This is a genomic window from Sutterella parvirubra YIT 11816, assembly GCF_000250875.1.
In the GTDB taxonomy this organism is placed as follows: domain Bacteria; phylum Pseudomonadota; class Gammaproteobacteria; order Burkholderiales; family Burkholderiaceae_F; genus Sutterella; species Sutterella parvirubra.
Genome location: NZ_JH605018.1, coordinates 3,714 through 23,603, shown reverse-complemented (window position 1 = coordinate 23,603; position 19,890 = coordinate 3,714). Strand labels below are relative to the sequence as shown.

The window sequence follows — 19,890 nt, the reverse complement described above, 5'->3', positions numbered from 1 at the left end:
GTCTTAGTGGCGCTTCGCTTCGCCGATCAGGTGCGTGCTGTCGTACTCGGCCTGATTGCGGCGGTGCTTGAGGATGACGAGGAGCATCGACGTCATCACGAAGACGCCGAACGTCACCATCGTAGCCTGCACGGAGAGATCGAGCCTGATCAAAAGTGCGTAGAGGCCGAGCATGACGAGAATCGAGAGGTTCTCATTGAAGTTCTGCACGGCGATCGAGCGCCCCGCGCTCATGAGGACGTGGCCGCGGTGTTGCAGGAGCGCGTTCATCGGAACGACGAAGAGCCCGGCGCAGATGCCGACCAGGACCATGACGATCCCGGCGATGATCGCCGCCCAGGAGAGTTCGCCCCCGAACATCGAGATCCCGCCCGCGGGCGCGACGTCGCGCGAGAAGTAGGCGGTGCAGGTGACGAGAAGCCCCATGCAGATCCCCATCGGGAGAACGGAGAGCGAGCGCTTCAGAGGAATCTTCGCGGCGGCGAGGAAGGCGCCCAGCGCGATCCCGAGGCTTACGACCGCCTGCATGACGGCGCCCTCCGACAAATTCATGCCGAGCGCCACCTCGCACCACTTGAGTACCAGGAACTGAAGCACCGCACCCGCGCCCCAAAAGAGCGTCGTGACGGCGAGCGAAATCTGCCCGAGGCGGTCCGTCCAGAGGAGCTTGCAGCTCTCCGTAAAATTCTTGATCGAGTCGACCGGGTCGAACTTGGCGCGCGCATACCGGGCGCCGGTGTCGGGGATGGCGAGGTTGACGATGGAGGCCGAGAGGTAGACGAAGGCGATGAGGAAGATCGCGGCTTCGGCGTAGGAGGTGAGGCCGACGGCGGGAAGATGGAAGAAGTCCAGCACCGGCTGCGCCACGTCCGGCCGGATGAAGACGCCGCCCAGGACCACGCCCAGGATGATCGACGCGACGGTGAGGCCTTCGATCCAACCGTTCGCGATGACGAGTTTGCCGGGCGGCAGGAGTTCGGTGAGGATCCCGTACTTCGCGGGGGAGTACGCGGCGGCGCCGACGCCCACGACCGCGTAGGCCAAAAGCGGGTGGCTACCGAAGAGCATCAAAAGGCACCCGCAGCACTTCAGAAAGTTCGTGATGAACATCACGCGGCCCTTCGGCATGCTGTCCGCGAAGATCCCGACCCAGGCGGCGAGGCAGACGTAGCTCACGACGAAGAAGAGCTTCAGGAGCGGCGTCATCCAGTCGGGCGCCTGGAGGCTCGTCAAAAGCGCGATCGCGGCGATGAGCAGGGCGTTGTCCGCTAGGGAGGAGAGGAACTGTGCGCCCATGATGGTGTAGAAGCCGCGATTCATTTAGGACTGACGCTCACAAAAACGGTCGGGGAATTCGGATCGGATGGAAGTGTACATTCTCCGCGCGGTACCGGCGGACGCCGCCCGGTCGAGTTTGTCGGGCCGCGAGTGTTTCAGGACGTTTTGAGCGCCCGGACGCCCGGGCTCTCCGGCGTATGATTGGTTGCTTCGGAGGCGTAACTTTCATTGCGCTTCCCGCTCGGGAAGTCCTCGGGCGAAGAGAAGTCCAAGCATCCTGAATCAAGTAGGAAGAATTTCACCGTGCCGCGTCCCATCCATGCCGAAATCGACCTGCATGCGCTCCGCCACAACTTGGAGGTTCTCCGCGAAAAGGCCGCGGGCAGAACGCTTTGGGCGGTGGTGAAGGCGAACGCCTACGGGCACGGGCTGGAAAACGCGGTGCGCGCCTTCGAGAAGGCGGACGGGTTGGCGACCATCGACCTCTGCGACGCGGAGCGTGCGCGGAAGGCGGGTTGGAAGGGCCGCATCCTGCTCCTTGAAGGCTTTTTCGATGCGACCGACATCGAGCCCCTTCAGAAGCTCGATGTCGAAACCGTCATCCACTCGCCCTGGCAGATCGAGATCCTGCGCGCGGCGAAGTTGATGAACGTCCGCTGCCACGTCAAGGTCAATTCCGGGATGAACCGTTTGGGGTTCCTCCCCGTCGAGGTGGACGGCGTCGTCGACATGCTGGACCGCATTCCGGGCGTCTCCGTCATGGGGGTGGTCACGCACTTTGCGAACGCCGAACCCACGTATCTGGGCGACGCCCCCGCGTCGGTGGGCCGTCAGTTGACACGCATGGGGCGACTGGCGCAGACCGGCGCCTCCTCCTGCATGGCGAATTCCGCCGGCATCCTCTGGCACCCCGAAGTGGGCGGCTCGGGCGTGCGCGCGGGCGTGGCGCTCTACGGCGTGAGCCCGGACGCGCACATTTCGTCGGAAGAATTGGGCCTCATCCCCGCCATGACCCTGAAGGCGAAGATCATCGCCATTCAGGAAATCGCCCCGGGCGAAGTGGTGGGCTACGGCTCGCGCTGGACCGCGAAGCGCCGCAGCCGCATCGCGGTCGTCGCATGCGGCTACGCCGACGGCTATCCCCGCAGCATGCCCGACGGCGCGCCCGTTTGGGTCGAAGGCCAGTTGGCGCCCTTGACGGGCTCCGTCTCGATGGACATGCTCGAAATCGACGTCACCGACATTCCGGCGGCGGGCTTGGGCACCGAGGTGGAGCTTTGGGGCAAGCACCTCTCGGTCAACCGCGTCGCCGCGGCCTGCGGCACGATCGGCTACGAACTCCTCTGCGCCCTGGCGCGACGCGTGCCGGTGAGCGTGAAGGAAGCGTGAGCTTCCGATCCGAACGACTCCACGACTGACGAAGGGGGCCCGCGAGGGCCCCTTTGTTTTTTGCTACGCTTCACCGCATTCGAATACCCCACCCGACACAGGACAACCATGGCTTCCAAGACCAAGAAGGTTCGCACCGAATTCGTCTGCAGCGACTGCGGCGGCACCACCGCGAAGTGGGCCGGGCAGTGCCCGCACTGCAAGGCGTGGAACACGCTGCAGGAATTCACCGTGAAGGAGGGCGTCGCCGCCCGCTACGGGTCGGTGAACGAGCGCCGCGGGGGCTTCGTCGACACGACGGGGTCGCTCCAGGACCTCTCGGAAGTCTCCACCGCCGAGGCACCCCGCATTCAGACGGGGCTCTCGGAATTCGACCGCGTGATGGGCGGCGGCCTCGTTCAAGGGGGCGTCGCGCTGATCGGCGGCGACCCGGGGATCGGGAAGTCGACGCTGCTCCTCCAGGTGATGGCGCGCCTCGTTGCGGCGGGGATCCGCGCGGTCTACGTGTCGGGTGAAGAGAGCGCGACGCAGATCGCGCTTCGCGCGCAGCGCCTTCAGATTGACCCGCACGGGCTCCAGCTGATGAGCGAAATCGAGCTGGAGCACATCGAGGCGGTGCTCAAAGACAAGAAGCCCGAATTCGTCGTGGTCGACTCGATCCAAACGCTTTTCTCGGGGCAATTGGAGAGCGCCCCGGGGTCGGTCTCGCAGGTGCGCGAATGCGCGGCGCGCCTGACGCGCCTTGCGAAGACCCTGGGCACGCCCCTGATCTTCGTCGGGCACGTCACGAAGGACGGGGCCTTGGCGGGTCCCCGCATCCTGGAGCACATCGTCGACACGGTGCTCTACTTCGAAGGGGACACCCACTCGAACTTCCGCCTCGTGCGCGCCTTCAAGAACCGCTTCGGCGCGGTGAACGAATTGGGCGTCTTCGCGATGACGGACCATGGGCTTCGCGGCGTCACGAACCCCTCCGCCATCTTCCTCTCGGAATACAAGGCGAACGTCCCGGGCGCGACCGTGCTCGTGACGCAGGAGGGGACGCGCCCGCTTCTCGTGGAGATTCAGGCGTTGGTCGACCAGACGCACCTCCCGACGCCGCGGCGGCTCTCGGTCGGCGTCGACGCGCAGCGTCTCTCGATGCTTCTTGCGGTCCTCCACCGGCACGCGGGCGTCGGATGCTTCGATCAGGACGTCTTCATCAACGCGGTCGGGGGCGTGAAGATCACCGAGACCGCGGCCGACCTGGCGGTGCTCGCCGCGATCGTCTCGAGCATCCGGAACAAACCGCTTCCCGAAGGCCTCGTCGTCTTCGGCGAAGTGGGCTTGGCGGGCGAAATCCGCCCGGCGCCCCGCGGTCAGGAGCGTCTGCGCGAAGCGGCGAAGCTGGGCTTCTCGCGCGCGATCATCCCGCGCGCGAACGCGCCCCGCGCGCCCATTGAGGGCCTCACGGTGCACGCCGTCGACCGGCTCTCGGACGCCTTGGACGTCCTGATGAGCTGCGGCCGCGAATAAGCCGCGGCCCGGTCCCCGATCGCCCCTCAAACCCATACCGGTGGGGTCCCAAGATCCTGGCCGCTACCACCGATCGTAGGTCCGTCTGAACGAAAACCCTCGTCTTTTGGCGGATGGCGGCGGACCGCCGAACGTCTACAATATGCGGACCATCCGACGCCCGGCCCGCGGGGAGCCAGTGAGCTCACGCGCCCCGGGCGTTGCGCACGCGGCCCGCTTCCCGAAACGCGCAGCCGCCGACAACGTACAGGAAACAGAAAATGACGAAACTCACCAAGCTTCTTCCTCCTGAAGCCGCGCCGGCTCAGACGATCCTCGAGCGCGCCCACGATCTCGTGATGACGAGCGCCGAGCGTGAAGTCTGGCCCGAAACGATCGAAACGGCCGAAGGGACCGTGACGATCGCGGTCGAAGAGCGCCGTCCCCTCGAAGTGGGCGAGTGCTTCGTCGACGAGAAGGGTGAATTCTGGGCGGTGCGTCCCGCCGTCGAACCGGTGCTGCGCGTGACGGGCGACATCGACCTTCTGCGCGAAGCCGCCGGCGCCCTCATCAACCGCGGCGTGCGCGTGGCGCCCTCCGAAGACGGCTTCATGGTTCTTCCGCTCCCGAACATCGCCAAGATGCTCGGCATGATCGGCCTTGAAGTGGCCGAAGCCGAAGAAGCCTTCAACCCGATCGTCTTCCGCCAGACCCACGCGGGCGGCTGCGGTTGCGGCTGCGGCGGGCACCACCATCATCACCATCACGGCGAAGGCGAATGCGGCTGCGGCGGCCACCACCATCATCATCACGGTGAAGGCGAGTGCGGCTGCGGTGGTCACGGCCATCATCACCACCACGGTGAGGAAGAGTGCGGCTGCGGTTGCGGCGGTCACGAACACCACCATCACGGTGAAGGCGAATGCTGCTGCGGCGGCGAAGGCCACCATCACCACCACGGCGAAGGCGAATGCGGTTGCGGCGGCCACGGCCACCACCATCACGGTGAAGGCGAGTGCTGCTGCGGCGGCGAAGGCCACCATCACCACCACGGTGAAGAGGAGTGCGGCTGCGGTTGCGGCAGCCACGAACACCACCATCACGGCGAAGGCGAATGCTGCTGCGGCGGGGAAGGCCACCATCACCACCACGGAGAAGGTGAATGCGGCTGCGGCGGCGAAGGCCGCCACCATCACCACGGTGAAGGCGAATGCTGCGGCGGCCACGGTCACGGCAAGAAGGAAGGCGGCTGCGGTTGCGGCTGCGGCGGTCACTGAGACCGACTTCGCGGGAGGCCCGGCGCGGCCGGCCCTTCCGGGCGAAAGTCCGACAAGCAAAATCCCCGAAAGGCGAGCGTGCCCTTCGGGGATTTTTTGTGTTCTGGTGCGGAAGGCCGGACTCGAACCGGCACGCCATAGGCGTCAGGACCTAAACCTGGTGCGTCTACCAATTTCGCCACTCCCGCAGGTCTCCGGCCAGGGCGGGCCCGTTTCGGAGAGCGGCTATTCTAGCGGATTCAGGGCGCGTTTTGAGCGGCGCCGGCCGCATCGCCTCCGTCCTCGGGACGGTCGACCAACGCGGCGCGCGCACGGTTGTACTCGCCCCAGGTGAGACGATCGTGAAGGAAGTCCTGCTGGAGCGCGTTGATCTTCGGGTCGGCGTACGTGCGGCTCGCGAAGGCCTTGTCGACGTACTCGGGGATCCCGGACTGGACCATCATCGAGCGGGTCTCTTCGTTCAACTCATGCGTGATGCGAAAGACGTTTTGCGCGGCCTTCTTCTGCGCGGCGGTGGGCTTCGAGCGGTCCTCCTTCATCTCGTCCGTGATCGCGGACGCGAGGCACGTGGTCTTCCGAAAGTAGGGGGCGTTTTCGGGCGAGACGCACATCGCGCGCATGCGCACGCCGACGCTCCTGAACTGCGCTTCCAGCGCGGCGACGCGCTCGCGCCGGGCGGCGTCCTCCTGCATCTTCACCGGATCCATCCCGTCGGGGCTCCCGGGGGAAACCTGAGTGGGGACGGCACAGCCCGAAAGCAGAACCGCACCGAGAAGCCCCAGGGCGGCGAATTGAAGACGAAGGCCGGTCGGCGGAAGGCGTTGCAGCATAAAGGTTAGCGGCGTGGGAGAAGTTGAGGAGGAGACCCCGCGCGCGTGAGGCGCGGTCCGGATTGTAGCGGAAGCCGAAATGGAGATGTTTCAGGGGCTTTCGATCCGTGAAGGTTGGGTTCCGGGCGGGCGGCTCAAAACCCGCTCCGTTATAATCCGTCAATTCGACACGCCGTTCGCGGCGCGCAGGGGTTTGCTCTGCGCCCGGCGGACCAACGATGAAGAAAGCGATGCGCCGACACTGGTCTTCCGATCCCGTCGGCGCCATTTTTCCCAAACGCTTCCCGCCCGCCGACGGGCCGGCAAGCACATCACGAAAAGAGTTTTGCGATGACCGAACAGAACGAACAGGTCGTTGAGACCGTTGAAGCCGCTCAGGAAGAAAATCCCCTGCAGCGCACCCTTGAGCTCAAGATTCTTGCCGCGGACCTCAACAACGCCGTTGAAAACCGCCTGACGAAGCTCGCGAAGAACGCCCGCATGCCGGGCTTCCGCAAGGGCCACGTCCCGATGAAGCACGTTCGCGGCATGTACGGCATGCAGGCCTACGACGAGTCCTTGAACGAGCTCGTCGGCCAGGCTTGGGCCAAGGCCGCTCAGGAATCCGGTCTGCGCATCGCGGGGACGCCCCGCATCGACGCCCGTCCCGCCGCCGACAACGAAGACACGCTCGTCTTCGTCGCGACCTTTGAAGTCTTCCCGGACGTTGAGCTCCCCGACTTCGCCGCGATGGAACTGAAGCGCTACACCTGCACGGTGACGGACGAAAACGTTGAAAAGACGATCGACGTCATGCGCAAGCAGCGCGCCGTCTACAACGTCGCCGAAGGCCGCGCCGCCGCCGACGAAGACCGCGTCAAGCTCAACTTCAAGGGCACGAAGAACGGTGAAGCCTTCAACGGCGGCACCGCCGAAGGCTACGTCTTCGTTCTCGGCCAGGGCCGCATGCTCCCCGAATTCGAAGAAGCCGTCCGCGGCATGAAGGCCGGCGAAAAGAAGACCTTCCCGCTCACGTTCCCGGCCGACTACGGCATCCAGGATCTGAACGGCGCCGAAGTCGAATTCGAAGTCGAAGTCCTCGAAGTCGCCGAACCCTCCTACCCCGCCATCGATGACGAATTCGCCGCCGGTCTCGGCGTCGAAGGCGGCGTCGAAAAGATGAAGGCCGAAATCCGCGCCAACCTCGAACGCGAAATCGCCGCCCGCATCGAAGCCCAGACGAAGGGCGGCGTGATGGAAGCCGTCTCGAAGACGCTCACGTTCCGCGTCCCGGCCGAAGTGCTCAACAACGAATGCGAAGCGCTCGCCGAACAGGCCATGCGCGACCTCGCCGCCCGCGGCATGGACGTCTCCAAGTTCCCGAAGCCCTCGGGCCTCGTCTTCAAGGATCAGGCCGAACGCCGCATCCGCCTCTCGCTCTTCGTCGAAAAGCTCGTCGATGAAAAGGGCATCACGGTCGCCGACGAAGACGTCCGCAAGATCGCCGAAGGCATCGCCGCTTCGTACGAACAGCCCGAAGAAGTCGTCAACTACCTCATGAACGACGCCAACCGCCGTAACAACATCGCGGGTCAGGCGCTCGAAACGAAGGTGACGGAATGGATCCTCGCGAACGCGAAGACCGAAGACGTCGCCGTCGAGTTCGACGACGTGATGGCGAACAAGTTCTGATCGGCTCCGCCGGTCTGAACGGACGGGTCCTGAAGGGATGGGGGCGTTTCCGCCCCCACGTCCGAAGGACCTACCTCGGGAGAAAGAGGCGTGCGTACTCCGTGCGTCTCTTTTTCTTTTCGGGTTGTGGAGGGCCGTGCACGCTCCCCGCAACTCGTCCATAATCCATCTTCCCGCAGTCCTCAAACTGCGGTGAAACGAACACCAACGAACCATTTCCCAAGAGAGGCCCAGATGTCCCTTGTGCCCATTGTTGTTGAGAGCTCCGGGCGTGGCGAACGCAGCTTCGACATCTACTCGCGGCTGCTGCGCGACCGCATCGTCTTCCTCAATACCGACGTGAACGACCAGTCGGCCTCGCTCATCGTGGCGCAGCTGCTCTTCTTGGAAAGCGAAGACCCGGACAAGGACATCTCGCTCTACATCAACAGCCCGGGCGGGAGCGTCTCCGCCGGGATGGCGATCTTCGACACGATGCGCTTCATCCGCCCGAAGGTGAACACGATCTGCATGGGCATGGCCGCGAGCATGGGGGCGTTCCTCCTCGCAGCGGGCGAGAAGGGCAAGCGCTACGCGCTCCCGCACTCGCGCATCATGATCCACCAGCCCCTGGGCGGCGCCGAAGGGCAGGCGAGCGACGTGGAGATCCGCGCGCGCCAGCTCCTTTTGATCAAGCGCCAGATGAACGAACTCATGGCCGAATTCACCGGCCGCACGGTCGAGGAACTCCAGCGCGACACGGACCGCGACAACTTCATGAGCGCCGAAGAGGCCCTGAAGTACGGTCTGATCGACGAGATCCTCACGCACCGCAAGTAACAAGGAATTCCGATGGCTGAACACTACTGCTCGTTCTGCGGCACGAGCGAACGCGTCGCCCGCACGCTCTATCAGGGCGACCGTGCGGGCTGCTACATCTGCGACGCCTGCGTGCGCGAGATGTTCGAAGAACTCGTCAACAAGCGCGGCGGCAAGGATGCGCACGTCCCTGCGAAGGACGCGGCGAAGCCGGGCGAGAAGCCCGCCGACGCGTCCGCGGGCTGGGACTCCTCGCAGCCGATCCCCACGCCCAAGGCGCTCTACGAGCACCTTGAGAACTACGTGATCGGGCAGGAGCGCGCGAAGCGCACGTTGTCCGTCGCCGTCTACAACCACTTCAAGCGTCTGAAGACCTTGGACGAAGGCGGCGTCGACGTCGCCGACAAGGTGGAGCTCCAGAAGTCGAACGTGCTTCTGATCGGGCCCACGGGGTGCGGCAAGACGCTTCTCGCGCAGAGCCTCGCGAAGAAGTTGGGCGTTCCCTTTGCGATCGCCGATGCGACGACCCTGACGGAAGCGGGCTACGTCGGCGAAGACGTCGAAAACATCATCGCGCGCCTCGTGCAGGCGGCGGGCGGCGACGTCAAGAAGGCCGAGCGCGGCATCATCTACCTCGACGAAATCGACAAGATCGCGCGAAAGAGCGAGAACCCCTCGATCACGCGCGACGTCTCGGGCGAAGGCGTCCAGCAGGCGCTCCTCAAACTGATCGAAGGCACGGTCGCGCGCTTCCCGGCGTCGGGCGGGCGCAAGAATCCGACCGCGCAGATGGTCGAAGCCGACACGACGCAGATCCTCTTCATCTGCGGCGGGGCCTTCGACGGGATGGAGCGCATCCTGCGCGAAAAGAACGCGAAGAGCACGATCGGCTTCAACGGGTCGGTCCACGGGAAGAAGGAGCGCGAACGCGAAGACCTCTTCCGCGACGTGGAGGCGTCGGACTTCGTGAAGTTCGGGCTGATCCCCGAATTGGTGGGCCGCCTTCCGGTGATCACCTCTTTGGATAAGCTCGACGAAGACACGCTCGTGCGCATCCTCACCGAACCCAAGAACGCCGTGGTGCGTCAGTACCAGGCCCTCTTCGAGATGGAAGGCGTCGAACTTGAGTTCGAACCCGAGGCGCTTCGCGCCGTCGCGCGCCGCGCGATCGAGCGGAAGACCGGCGCCCGAGGGCTGCGCGGGATTTTGGAAGAGCTCCTCGTCGACACGATGTTCGAGATCCCCGATCTCAAGGACGTCGCGAAGGTCGTCGTGACGGCCGACGCCGTCGAGAAGAAGGAACCTCTGAAGCGGATCCTCCGCAGCGCCTGAAAACGGGTGCTTGAAACCGGGGTCCCTCGTCCCCATATAAGAAGCACCAAACCCTTTTCGACAGGTACACCACTTTGAACAAGATTCAATCCAACGCTGAGCGCAAGGCGCCCCTGCCGGGCCGCTTCCCGGTGGTTCCGCTGCGCGACATGGTGGTCGGTCCCAATGCGATGACGACCGTCTTCATGTCGCGTCAGCTCTCGGTCTCCGCGGCCGAGCACGCGATGGAGAACTTCGATTCGCATGCGCTCCTCGTGACGCAGCGTCACCGTGAGATCGACAATCCCGAAAAGGACGCCGACCTCTGGCACGTCGGCGTCATCGGGCGCGTGAGCCAGATGCTCCGTCTCCCCGACGGCAGCGTCAAGGCGCTCGTGCACGGGATCTCGCGCATCCGCGTGCGCGACATCGAGGTGACCCCGGAAGGCTACCTCTCGGCCTACGCCGAAGAGATCCCGACCGAAGAGGTCCCCGAGGCCGAACTTCAGGCGCACCGCCGCACGCTCGACGCCGTGCTCGCCGAATACGCCGAGAACGCGCGCAAGATCCCGGCGGAGCACCTCCAGACCGTCCGCGATGAGGCGGACCCCGTCGTCGCCTGCGACATCGTCGCGGGCATCATCGCGCTGCCCACGAACAAGCGCATCGAGTTCCTCGAAATGACGAACCCGATCGACCGCTTCGAGTTCCTCATCAAGTCGATCCAGACGGAGCTGGAGAGCGGCCAGATCGAGAAGCGCATCCAGATGCGCGTCAAGGGCCAGATGGAGAAGAACCAGCGCGAGTACTACCTCAACGAGCAGATGAAGGCCATCCGCAAGGAGTTGGGGTTGGACGACGAGAACGCGGAGGAAGGCGACGAGGCCCGCCGCCTTGAGCGCCGCGTGCGCGAAGCGAAGATGCCCAAGCACGTCGAAGAGCAGGCGCTCTCCGAAATCCGCCGCTTGGGCGCGATGCCCGCGTCGAGCTCCGAAGCGAGCGTCGTGCGCTCCTACGTCGATACGTTGATTGACATCCCCTGGACGAAGATGAGCGAAGTCAACCAGGACATCGCCCGTGCGCGTCAGGTCCTCGAAGAGGATCATTGGGGCCTTGAAAAGGTGAAGGAGCGCATCCTCGAGTACCTCGCCGTGCAGAAGCGCGTCGGCAAGGTGAAGAGCCCGATTCTCTGCCTCGTGGGCGGCCCCGGCGTGGGCAAGACCTCGCTCGGGCGCTCGATCGCCCGCGCGACGAACCGCGAATACGTGCGCATGGCCCTGGGCGGCGTCTCGGACGAAGCCGAGATCCGCGGGCACCGCCGCACGTACGTGGGCGCGATGCCCGGTCAGGTGATCAAGCACCTGATCAAGGCGGGTGTTCGGAACCCCTTGTTCCTTCTGGACGAAATCGACAAGATCGGGACGCACCACCGCGGCGACCCGTCGGCGGCGCTCCTCGAGGTCCTCGACCCCGAGCAGAACAACTCGTTTGAAGACCACTACGTCGAGTGCCCGTACGACCTGTCGGACGTGCTCTTCGTGGCAACCTCGAACAGCTACGACATTCCGCCCGCGCTTCTTGACCGCATGGAAGTGATCTCGCTCTCGGGCTACACCGAAGACGAAAAGGTGCACATCGCGCTCCGTCACTTGGTGCCGAAGCAGATGCGCGCCAACGGCGTCAAGGAAGATGAGGTCCGCGTCGAAGAGAGCGCCGTGCGCGAGATCATCCGCTACTACACCCGCGAGGCGGGCGTGCGCGGTCTCGAGCGCTCGATCGGGAAGGTGCTCCGCAAGATCGTCCTCACGGTTTTGGAAGAAAAGACCGAGAAGACCGAACTCCCCGTCGTCGTCACGAACGAGAACATCGCGACCTACCTGGGCGTTCGCCGCTACTCGATCACCGAGTCGCAGCGCGACCCGGCGGTCGGGATCGTCAACGGGCTCTCCTGGTCGGAAGTCGGCGGCGACATCCTCATGATCGAAGCGGTCGCCTTCCCCGGGAAGGGCAACGTGGTGCGCACCGGGATGCTGGGCGACGTGATGAAGGAATCCGTCGAAGCCGCCCGCTCGGTGGTGCGTGCGCGCGCCGATCAGCTGGGTCTGAAGAGCGACGTCTTCTCCACGACCGACTGGCACATCCACTTCCCCGAAGGCGCCATCCCGAAGGACGGCCCCTCGGCGGGTGCGGCGATCACGACCGCGATGGTGTCGACGCTCACCGGCATTCCGGTCCGCTCGGACGTCGCCATGACGGGTGAGATCACCCTGCGCGGCGAAATCCTCGCGATCGGCGGCCTGAAGGAAAAGCTTCTCGCGGCGCTTCGCGGCGGCGTGAAGAAGGTCCTGATCCCTGACGAAAACATGAAGGACCTGACGGAAATCCCCGCGGACGACCTGAAGGGCCTGGAGATCGTCCCGGTCCGCCGCATCGAAGAGGTGCTCCACCATGCGCTCGTGCGCATGCCCGAGCCTCTTCCGAAGACGGTCGAGATGGCGGAAAAGGCGCCGACCGAAGGCGTGGGCGAGCTCGCCGCTCCGCCCGCGAAGCCCCGCCGCGGCACCAAGAAGCGCCCCTCGTCGGCGACGGTCTGATTTGTCAGGAAACCCTGTCACCGTGGGCTTTCGCACCCTCTAGACAATTTTCCTGAGAACGACTCGCAACGTGCTGAAAACGCCCGGAATATCATGTTCCGGGCGTTTTTTCCTTGATTTACAAGGATTTTGCCTGAATGGTGCGCGGCGGCGGAAACTTCCGGGGAAACTCTCCGCAACCCTCGGGTGCCCCGAGAGGCCCCGACTTTCCTTGCTTTTCGGCCATTTCCCGCTACAATGCGACGTATCGCGGCTCCCCGGGAAGCGCCGGCCTTGCGGCAGGCGTGGGACGGGGAAGCGAACGGGCGTTTCGGTTGAATCGTCCCGGGTCAGGGATGGCGGGATCTCCGAGAGGAGAAGCACTGCCCGGGCCGGCACAGGGATGCGATCCGACCGTGCCGCCGGAGCCCGTCGACCGGTCAGGATCGTGGCGCTTCCGGTGGGGAGCGCCGGGTGGGTGGAGCCCGCGACGGCGAACGCCCGCGTTTCAACACACCATAAGGAGCGGCGCAGGCCGTGCGGAATGTTTCCGCAAAGGGCGGCGTCGACAACGAGCTATGAACAAGTCCGAAATCATTGAACTGGTTGCCCAGAAGGCCGACATCTCCAAGAACAAGGCCGGCGAAGCCATCGACGCCTTCATCAAGGCCATCGGCGAATCCCTCGCCAAGGGCGAAGACGTCTCCATCCTCGGCTTCGGCACCTTCTCCGTGTCTGAACGCGGCAGCCGCATGGGCCGTCACCCCCGCACCGGCGAACCGATGGAAATCGCCGCCTGCAAGCAGCCGAAGTTCAAGGCCGGCAAGGGCCTCAAGGACATGGTGAAGTAAGGCATTCTTCGCCGAACGCGAAAGAAGCCCCCGCTCTCGGATTCCGGGGGTGCTTAGCTCAGTTGGCAGAGCGGCGCCTTTACACGGCGTAGGTCGGGAGTTCGAGACTCTCAGCACCCACCACAAGAATCCTGAAGAAGCGGCAAGCCTTCACGAAAAGCCCCGTACCCGTTGCGGGGCTTTTCTTCGTCCGGAGCCCCCGAAGAAGAGGTGGAGTGGGTACTCCGGAAAAATTTTTCGAGCGGGTGTTGACAGCGCGGGTTTCTCCCGTATAATTCGCTTTCCCTTGATCGGCTTCGGCCGGTTCAAGTCGGCTGGAGTGGTAGTTCAGTTGGTTAGAATACCGGCCTGTCACGCCGGGGGTCGCGGGTTCGAGTCCCGTCCACTCCGCCAACCTTCCCCGAGTTCCGACCCCGGAACCCGAGCGGAAGAGGGAACCCAAACGGGGTACGCTCGGGCGCCATGGGGACGCCGGGCGGTACGGAAAAAGTTTCTTGACAAAAGATACCGAAGCCGTATAATTCATCCTCTAGGCTGATGCCGACGCTCGAAACGGAGTGGTAGTTCAGTTGGTTAGAATACCGGCCTGTCACGCCGGGGGTCGCGGGTTCGAGTCCCGTCCACTCCGCCAACACTTCGGGTCATTGACGTGAAAACGCAACGATCCCCATCGAGCGGCAAGTTCGGTAGAATAACCGGACTGCGGTAGACGCCTCAAACGCGAAAGCGTGGAGTGGTAGTTCAGTTGGTTAGAATACCGGCCTGTCACGCCGGGGGTCGCGGGTTCGAGTCCCGTCCACTCCGCCAACGAATTCTCGAAAGAAGGCGAACCGAATGCGGTTCGCCTTTTTTTTTCGGCCCGGCCCTGCGGCCGACCGCTTGTTTTTTAGGACTGAATGCTCCTGCGGGTCGCGCCCGGAGGAGCCGCAAACGAAGGACGCTTCATGCTTCAGGCATTTCGTGACCACAAGCGCTGGCTGATGTTCATCGCCATGGTGCTGATTATTCCGAGCTTCGTCGTGACGGGGATCTACTCCTACAACCGCATGACGCAGGCCGACAATTCGATCGCCAAGGTGGGCGACGTCTCGATTTCGCCCGAAGCGTTCGACATGGCGAAGCGCCAGCAGCTGGAGCAGCTCCGTCAGACGATGGGCGAAAACTTCCGCGCGAACATGTTGGACAACCCCGAAGCGGGCGAAGCCATCCTGAAGGGCCTCATGGACGAGTCCGCCGTCTCGCAGACCGTGGCGAAGAACTTCGTGCAGGTCTCCGAAGAGCAGGCGATCATGCTGATCAAGGGCGCCTCGGCCCTTCAGCAGGACGGCAAGTTCTCGCCGGAACTCTATGAAAACTTCCTGCGCAGTCAGGGCAAGAGCGACCAGCAGTTCGTCGCCGAAGTCCGCCGCGACCTCGCGAAGGAAACCGTTCTCTCAGGCGTGACGGCCACGTACCCCGTGCCGAAGGCCCTCGTGCAGGACTACTTCCGCATCTTGACGGAAGAGCGCCGCGTGCGCGCCTTCATCGTGAACGCCACCGACTACGTCGAAGACATCAAGGTGACGGACGACGAAGCCAAGGCCTACTACGACGCGCACCAGAAGGACTTCCTCCTGCCCGAACACGTCAAGGCCGAGTACGTCGTCCTCTCGCCCGCCGACTTCAAGGCGGAAGCGCCCAACCCGGATGATCTGAAGACCTACTACGAGCAGAACCAGTCGCGCTGGATGGTCCCGGAAGAGCGCCGTGCGAGCCACATCCTCATCGAGTTCGGCGACGACAAGGCGGCCGCCTTGAAGAAGGCCGAAGAGATCCTCGCCGCCGTGAAGGCCGATCCCGCGTCCTTTGCCGACGAAGCGAAGAAGAATTCCGCCGACACGGGCAGCGCCGCCGAAGGGGGCGACCTCTCCTTCTTCGGCCGCGGCCTCATGGTCAAGCCCTTCGAGGACGCCGTCTTCGCCGCGAAGAAGGGCGACATCGTGGGCCCGGTGGAAACCGAATTCGGCTACCACATCATCTACGTGACGGACATCCACGAAGCCCGCGGCAAGACCTTCGACGAAGTGAAGCCCGAAATCGAGGCCGAATACGCCGAACAGACCGCGATCCGTCAGTTCGGGGAACACGCCGACGAATTCACGAACCTCGTCTACGAGCAGTCGGACAGCCTCGGGCCCGTCGCCGAGAAGTTCGGTCTCAAGATCGAAACGATCGACAACGTGACCCGCACGGGCGTCACCGACCCCGAGCTCGGCCGCATCATCACCGAGCACGTCGCCGAAGCGCTCTTCGGTTCCGAGTGCCTCGAAGAAAAGCGCAACTCGAACGCGATCGAAGTGAGCGCCAACACGTTGGTCGCCGCCCGCGTGGTCGAGTACAAGCCCGAGACCGTGCGTCCCTTTGAGGACGTGAAGTCCCGCATCGTCGACGCGATCAAGCTGGAGCGCGCCTCCGCGATGGCGAAGGCCGACGGCGAGAAGAAGCTCGCGGAAGTGAAGGCTTCGAAGAAGTTGGACGGCTTCAGCGAACCCGTCTGGGTCTCGCGCCAGCAGATGCAGGGCCAGCCCGCCGCGTTCGTCGATCTTGAAGTGTCGGTCCCGACCGAGCAGCTCCCGGCCTTCGTCGGCATGCAGGTCGAAGGCGGTGCCTACCTGATCGGCTACGTCGAAGAGGCGAAGTTGAAGGAAGCCACCGATGCGGAACTCGCCGGCCTCGCCCGCGAAGTCGCCTCGATCTACGGCGAAAGCGACCGCCGCGGCTACCTCGAAGCCCTGAAGGGCGTTTTGGGGAGCGAAATCCTCAACCGCTCGGTGATCGAGGGCACCAAGACTGCGCCCTGAGCCGAAAGGTCATGACGCCATGACGCAGAAGACCCGGGCGGATCCCGCCCGGGCGCTTCCCCGAAAAACCCCGGATTCCGTAGAGGATTGCCGGGGTTTTCCGCATCCGGAGGGACCCCGGGCGTCCCGATTTCCGGCCCTGTTAAAATGTGTGAGCCGCATGGGAAGTGGTCCGCGCGTTTTGCCGCGCAGGGCCTGCCCAACACTGAATGCAACCTATTGGAAAGGGGCGGCCGGTCCCGTGACGGGGTCGGCCGCTCTTATTGGACTATGGCGAACAAAACGAGTCGGGCCGAGGACTACGACGTCGGGTCGATCCGGGTCTTGAAGGGGTTGGAGCCCGTCAAGCAGCGCCCGGGCATGTACACCCTCACGGACAACCCCCTGCACATCATTCAGGAGGTCGTCGACAACGCCACCGACGAGGTGCTCGCGGGCTTCTGCTCGCGCATCGCGGTGACGGTGCGCGCGGACGGCGGGATCACGGTCGAGGACAACGGCCGAGGGATTCCGATCGGCATGCACCCCGAAGAGAAGGCCCCGGTCGTCGAGCTCGTCTTTACGCGTCTGCACGCGGGCGGGAAGTTCGCGAAGACGGACGGTGCGGGCCCTTACTCGTTCGCAGGCGGTCTCCATGGCGTGGGCGTCTCGGTCACGAACGCGCTCTCGACCCGTTTGGAAGTCACCGTCTGGCGCGAAGGCCAGGAGGCGAACCTCGCTTTCGCGGACGGGAACGTCGTCGAGCCGCTCACCCTGAAGAAGAGCCCGCGCCCCAAGTCCCAGACGGGCACGCGCGTCACCGCGTGGCCGGACGGCAAGTATTTCGACAGTCCCACGATTCCTGCGGCGGAACTCGTGCGGCTGCTGCGCAGCAAGGCGGTGCTCCTTCCCGGCTGTGAAGTCGTCTACAAGAACGAGCGCACGGGCGAGGAGCTCGTCTGGAAGTATGAGGGCGGGCTCGCGCAGTACCTCCAAAGCGAACTTCGCGGCGAACCCCTCGTGGAGCCCTTCGAAGCGTCGGGCTACGCCGACGCCCAGACGGAAGGCTTCGCCGTGGGCGAAGGCGCCGGCTGGGTGGTCGCGTGGACGACCGAAGGACCCTTGACCCGCGAGAGCTACGTCAACCTCATCCCGACGCCCCAGGGCGGCACGCATGAGTCGGGGTTGAAGGACGGGCTCTTCCAGGCGATCCGCGCCTTCATGGAGGTGCACGGGCTGCAGACGAAGGGCGTGAAGGTGGTCGCCGACGACGTGATCTCGCGCGCCAACTTCATTCTCTCGGCGAAGGTCTTGGATCCGCAGTTCCAGGGCCAGACCAAGGAAAAGCTCACGAGCCGCGAAGCGATGCGCTTGGTTTCCAGCTTCGCGCGCGCTCAGTTCGAGTTTTGGTTGAACGAGCACGTCGAGGAAGGGAAGAAGATCGCCGAACACATCGTCGCGCAGGCGCAGGCGCGCCAGCGCCAGGCGGCGAAGTACGAAAAGAAGAAGAGCTCCACCGTCGCGGTGCTGCCCGGCAAATTGACCGACTGCGAGTCGACCGACATCTCCCGCAACGAGCTCTTCATCGTGGAAGGCGACTCGGCGGGCGGCTCCGCCAAGGCCGGCCGCGACAAGGAATTCCAGGCGGTGCTGCCGCTTCGCGGCAAGATCCGCAACACGTGGGAGGAGGACGCGGGGACGCTCCTCGGGTCCGACACGATCCACGACATCGCGGTCGCGATCGGCGTGGACCCCCACGAGAAGGCCGGGGGCGAAGACCTCAAAGGTCTTCGCTACGGCAAGATCTGCATCCTCTCGGACGCGGACGTCGACGGCTCGCACATTCAGGTGCTCCTGCTGACGCTCTTCTACCGCCACTTCCCGAAGCTCATTGAAGCCGGGCACGTCTTCGTGGCGATGCCGCCGCTCTACCGCGTCGACGTCCCGAAGATGGGCAGGAAGGCCGAGCGCAAGATCTACTGCCTCGACGACCGTGAGCTCTCCCGCACGCAGGATCAGCTGAAGAAGGAAGGCTACAAGCCCGAGCAGCTCCGCATCAGCCGATTCAAGGGGCTGGGCGAGATGAAGTCCGAACAGTTGTCGGAGACGACCCTGCACCCGGATACGCGCCGGCTCCTGCCGGTCTCCTTCGGCACGATGGGCGAAGCCGAGACCACCGCGGTGATGGACCTCCTGATGGCGGGCAACCGCGTCAACGGCCGCCGCAGCTGGATGGAAGCCTACGGCGACGCCGCCGAAACGGACGTTTGAGGAGCGCACCATGGCGAAGAAGAAGGGAATGAGCGACGTGTCGATCGACTGGGAAGGCACGCTCTTCGGCGAGGTGGGCCTCGTGAAGTCGGCCGACGCGACGGAAGAAAAGACCGAAAAACCGAAGACCGCGAAGCCCGCGGCGAAGCGCACCCGCGCGGCGAAGAAGCCCGCGCCGGAAGCGTCCGGGCAGCTGGTGCTCGAACTCGACGTCCCCGCGCTCTTCGACGAGGCGCAGATGCCGGTGCCTGCCGCATCCGAAACGCCTGAACCCGCACCTCAAGCGGCACCCGAGACGCCCGAACCGGAAGCCGTGGAGGCACCCGCAGAAGCCGAGGCGGCCGATGAGGCCGATGAGGCCGATGCGGCCGTCCTGGAGCCCGAGGCGACGGAAGCGCCCGAAGAGATCCCCGCCGAAGAGGCTGAAGCCGAATCCGCCGAATCCGCCGAACCCGCCGATGCCGAGGAAGGCGACGCTGCGGCGTCCGCCGACGCCGCCGGGGATGGCGACGTCGAAGCCGCCGAAACCTCCGAAACTTCCGAAGAGGAGAGCGAAGGCGAAGAGGGCGATGAGGGCGATGAGGAAGAGGAAGAAGCCGAGGGCGCCGTCCCCCGCGTGATGACGGACGTGATGAGCGCCGACGTCGAAGAGGACGGTGCGCTGACGCTCGCCCGCTACGCCTCGAAGGCCTATCTCGAATACGCGATGTCGGTCGTGAAGGCCCGCGCGCTCCCCGAGGTCTCGGACGGGCAGAAGCCCGTGCAGCGCCGCATTCTGCTTGACATGCTCCGCATGGGACTGATGGGCGCCAAGGCGGTGAAGTCCGCGCGCGTCGTGGGTGACGTGCTCGGTAAATATCACCCCCACGGCGACCAGTCGGTCTACGACGCGATGGTGCGCATGGCGCAGGACTTTTCGCTGCGCTACCCGTTGGTGGTGGGCGAAGGGAACTTCGGCTCGCGCGACGGCGACAAGCAGGCCGCGATGCGTTACACGGAAGCGCGCCTCAACCCCATCGCCGAACTTCTTTTGGACGAACTCGACCAGGGCGCGGTCTCCTTCGTGCCGAACTACGACGGGAACTTTGAAGAGCCCGTCGAACTGCCCGCCAAGCTCCCCTTCGTGCTCCTGAACGGCGCCTCGGGGATCGCGGTCGGCATGGCGACCGAGATTCCGCCCCACAACCTCACGGAAGTGGCCGCGGCCTGCGAGCTTCTGATTGAAAAGCCGGAAGCGACGTTGGAAGACGTTCTGGACGTGATGCCGGCTCCCGACTTCCCCTGCGGCGGGCAGATCATTTCGTCGCGCTCCGAGATCCGCTCCATCT

At 64.6% G+C, this 19,890-nt stretch carries 13 protein-coding genes and 5 tRNA genes; 15 read left to right on the top strand and 3 right to left on the bottom strand.

What is annotated here, in order from left to right; translation table 11 throughout:
- Positions 1-3: 3 nt before the first annotated feature.
- The gene (lplT, locus tag HMPREF9440_RS09760; RefSeq protein ID WP_008543805.1) at positions 4-1,320 is read right to left on the bottom strand and encodes a lysophospholipid transporter LplT; all 1,317 of its coding nucleotides are present in this window, start codon (positions 1,318-1,320) and stop codon (positions 4-6) included.
- 261 nt (positions 1,321-1,581) lie between these two features.
- Between lplT and alr the strand changes: the two genes are divergently transcribed.
- From alr to HMPREF9440_RS09745, 3 genes are all read left to right on the top strand, one after another.
- Positions 1,582-2,667 (top strand): alanine racemase, encoded by a 1,086-nt coding sequence (gene alr / locus HMPREF9440_RS09755; RefSeq protein ID WP_040765616.1) that lies wholly within the window; start codon positions 1,582-1,584, stop codon positions 2,665-2,667.
- 108 nt (positions 2,668-2,775) lie between these two features.
- Positions 2,776-4,182: a DNA repair protein RadA gene (gene radA, locus HMPREF9440_RS09750; protein WP_008543802.1), complete on the top strand. Its 1,407-nt coding sequence runs from the start codon at positions 2,776-2,778 to the stop codon at positions 4,180-4,182.
- Positions 4,183-4,442: 260 nt separating this feature from the next.
- Positions 4,443-5,438: an urease accessory protein UreE gene (locus tag HMPREF9440_RS09745; protein WP_008543801.1), complete on the top strand. Its 996-nt coding sequence runs from the start codon at positions 4,443-4,445 to the stop codon at positions 5,436-5,438.
- 104 nt (positions 5,439-5,542) lie between these two features.
- Here HMPREF9440_RS09745 and HMPREF9440_RS09740 read toward each other — a convergent pair.
- Positions 5,543-5,626 (bottom strand) — tRNA-Leu (locus HMPREF9440_RS09740).
- Positions 5,627-5,677: 51 nt separating this feature from the next.
- Positions 5,678-6,268: a hypothetical protein gene (locus HMPREF9440_RS09735; RefSeq protein ID WP_008543800.1), complete on the bottom strand. Its 591-nt coding sequence runs from the start codon at positions 6,266-6,268 to the stop codon at positions 5,678-5,680.
- Between the two features lie 330 nt (positions 6,269-6,598).
- On the opposite strand from HMPREF9440_RS09735, the gene tig reads away from it, so the two are divergent.
- The 12 genes from tig to HMPREF9440_RS12300 form a co-directional block, all read left to right on the top strand.
- On the top strand, positions 6,599-7,939 hold the full coding sequence (gene tig, locus HMPREF9440_RS09730; RefSeq protein WP_008543798.1) for a trigger factor: 1,341 nt from the start codon (positions 6,599-6,601) through the stop codon (positions 7,937-7,939).
- Between the two features lie 234 nt (positions 7,940-8,173).
- On the top strand, positions 8,174-8,758 hold the full coding sequence (gene clpP, locus HMPREF9440_RS09725; protein WP_008543796.1) for an ATP-dependent Clp endopeptidase proteolytic subunit ClpP: 585 nt from the start codon (positions 8,174-8,176) through the stop codon (positions 8,756-8,758).
- Between the two features lie 12 nt (positions 8,759-8,770).
- Positions 8,771-10,069 (top strand): ATP-dependent Clp protease ATP-binding subunit ClpX, encoded by a 1,299-nt coding sequence (gene clpX / locus HMPREF9440_RS09720; protein ID WP_008543794.1) that lies wholly within the window; start codon positions 8,771-8,773, stop codon positions 10,067-10,069.
- A gap of 74 nt (positions 10,070-10,143) precedes the next feature.
- On the top strand, positions 10,144-12,642 hold the full coding sequence (lon, locus tag HMPREF9440_RS09715) for an endopeptidase La (protein WP_008543793.1): 2,499 nt from the start codon (positions 10,144-10,146) through the stop codon (positions 12,640-12,642).
- A 557-nt stretch (positions 12,643-13,199) separates the two neighbouring features.
- Positions 13,200-13,472: an HU family DNA-binding protein gene (locus tag HMPREF9440_RS09710; protein ID WP_008543792.1), complete on the top strand. Its 273-nt coding sequence runs from the start codon at positions 13,200-13,202 to the stop codon at positions 13,470-13,472.
- A 47-nt stretch (positions 13,473-13,519) separates the two neighbouring features.
- Positions 13,520-13,595, top strand: a tRNA-Val gene (locus tag HMPREF9440_RS09705).
- A gap of 193 nt (positions 13,596-13,788) precedes the next feature.
- A tRNA-Asp gene (locus HMPREF9440_RS09700) sits at positions 13,789-13,865 on the top strand.
- Positions 13,866-14,026: 161 nt separating this feature from the next.
- Positions 14,027-14,103: transfer RNA gene (locus HMPREF9440_RS09695), tRNA-Asp, on the top strand.
- A 99-nt stretch (positions 14,104-14,202) separates the two neighbouring features.
- Positions 14,203-14,279: transfer RNA gene (locus tag HMPREF9440_RS09690), tRNA-Asp, on the top strand.
- Between the two features lie 137 nt (positions 14,280-14,416).
- The gene (locus tag HMPREF9440_RS09685; RefSeq protein WP_040765601.1) at positions 14,417-16,312 is read left to right on the top strand and encodes a SurA N-terminal domain-containing protein; all 1,896 of its coding nucleotides are present in this window, start codon (positions 14,417-14,419) and stop codon (positions 16,310-16,312) included.
- A gap of 270 nt (positions 16,313-16,582) precedes the next feature.
- Complete coding sequence (locus tag HMPREF9440_RS09680) at positions 16,583-18,562, top strand: DNA topoisomerase IV subunit B (protein ID WP_008543788.1); 1,980 nt, start codon at positions 16,583-16,585, stop codon at positions 18,560-18,562.
- Positions 18,563-18,572: 10 nt separating this feature from the next.
- Positions 18,573-19,890 (top strand): DNA gyrase subunit A (locus tag HMPREF9440_RS12300; RefSeq protein WP_008543786.1); only part of this gene is annotated, 1,318 nt, incomplete at its 3' end.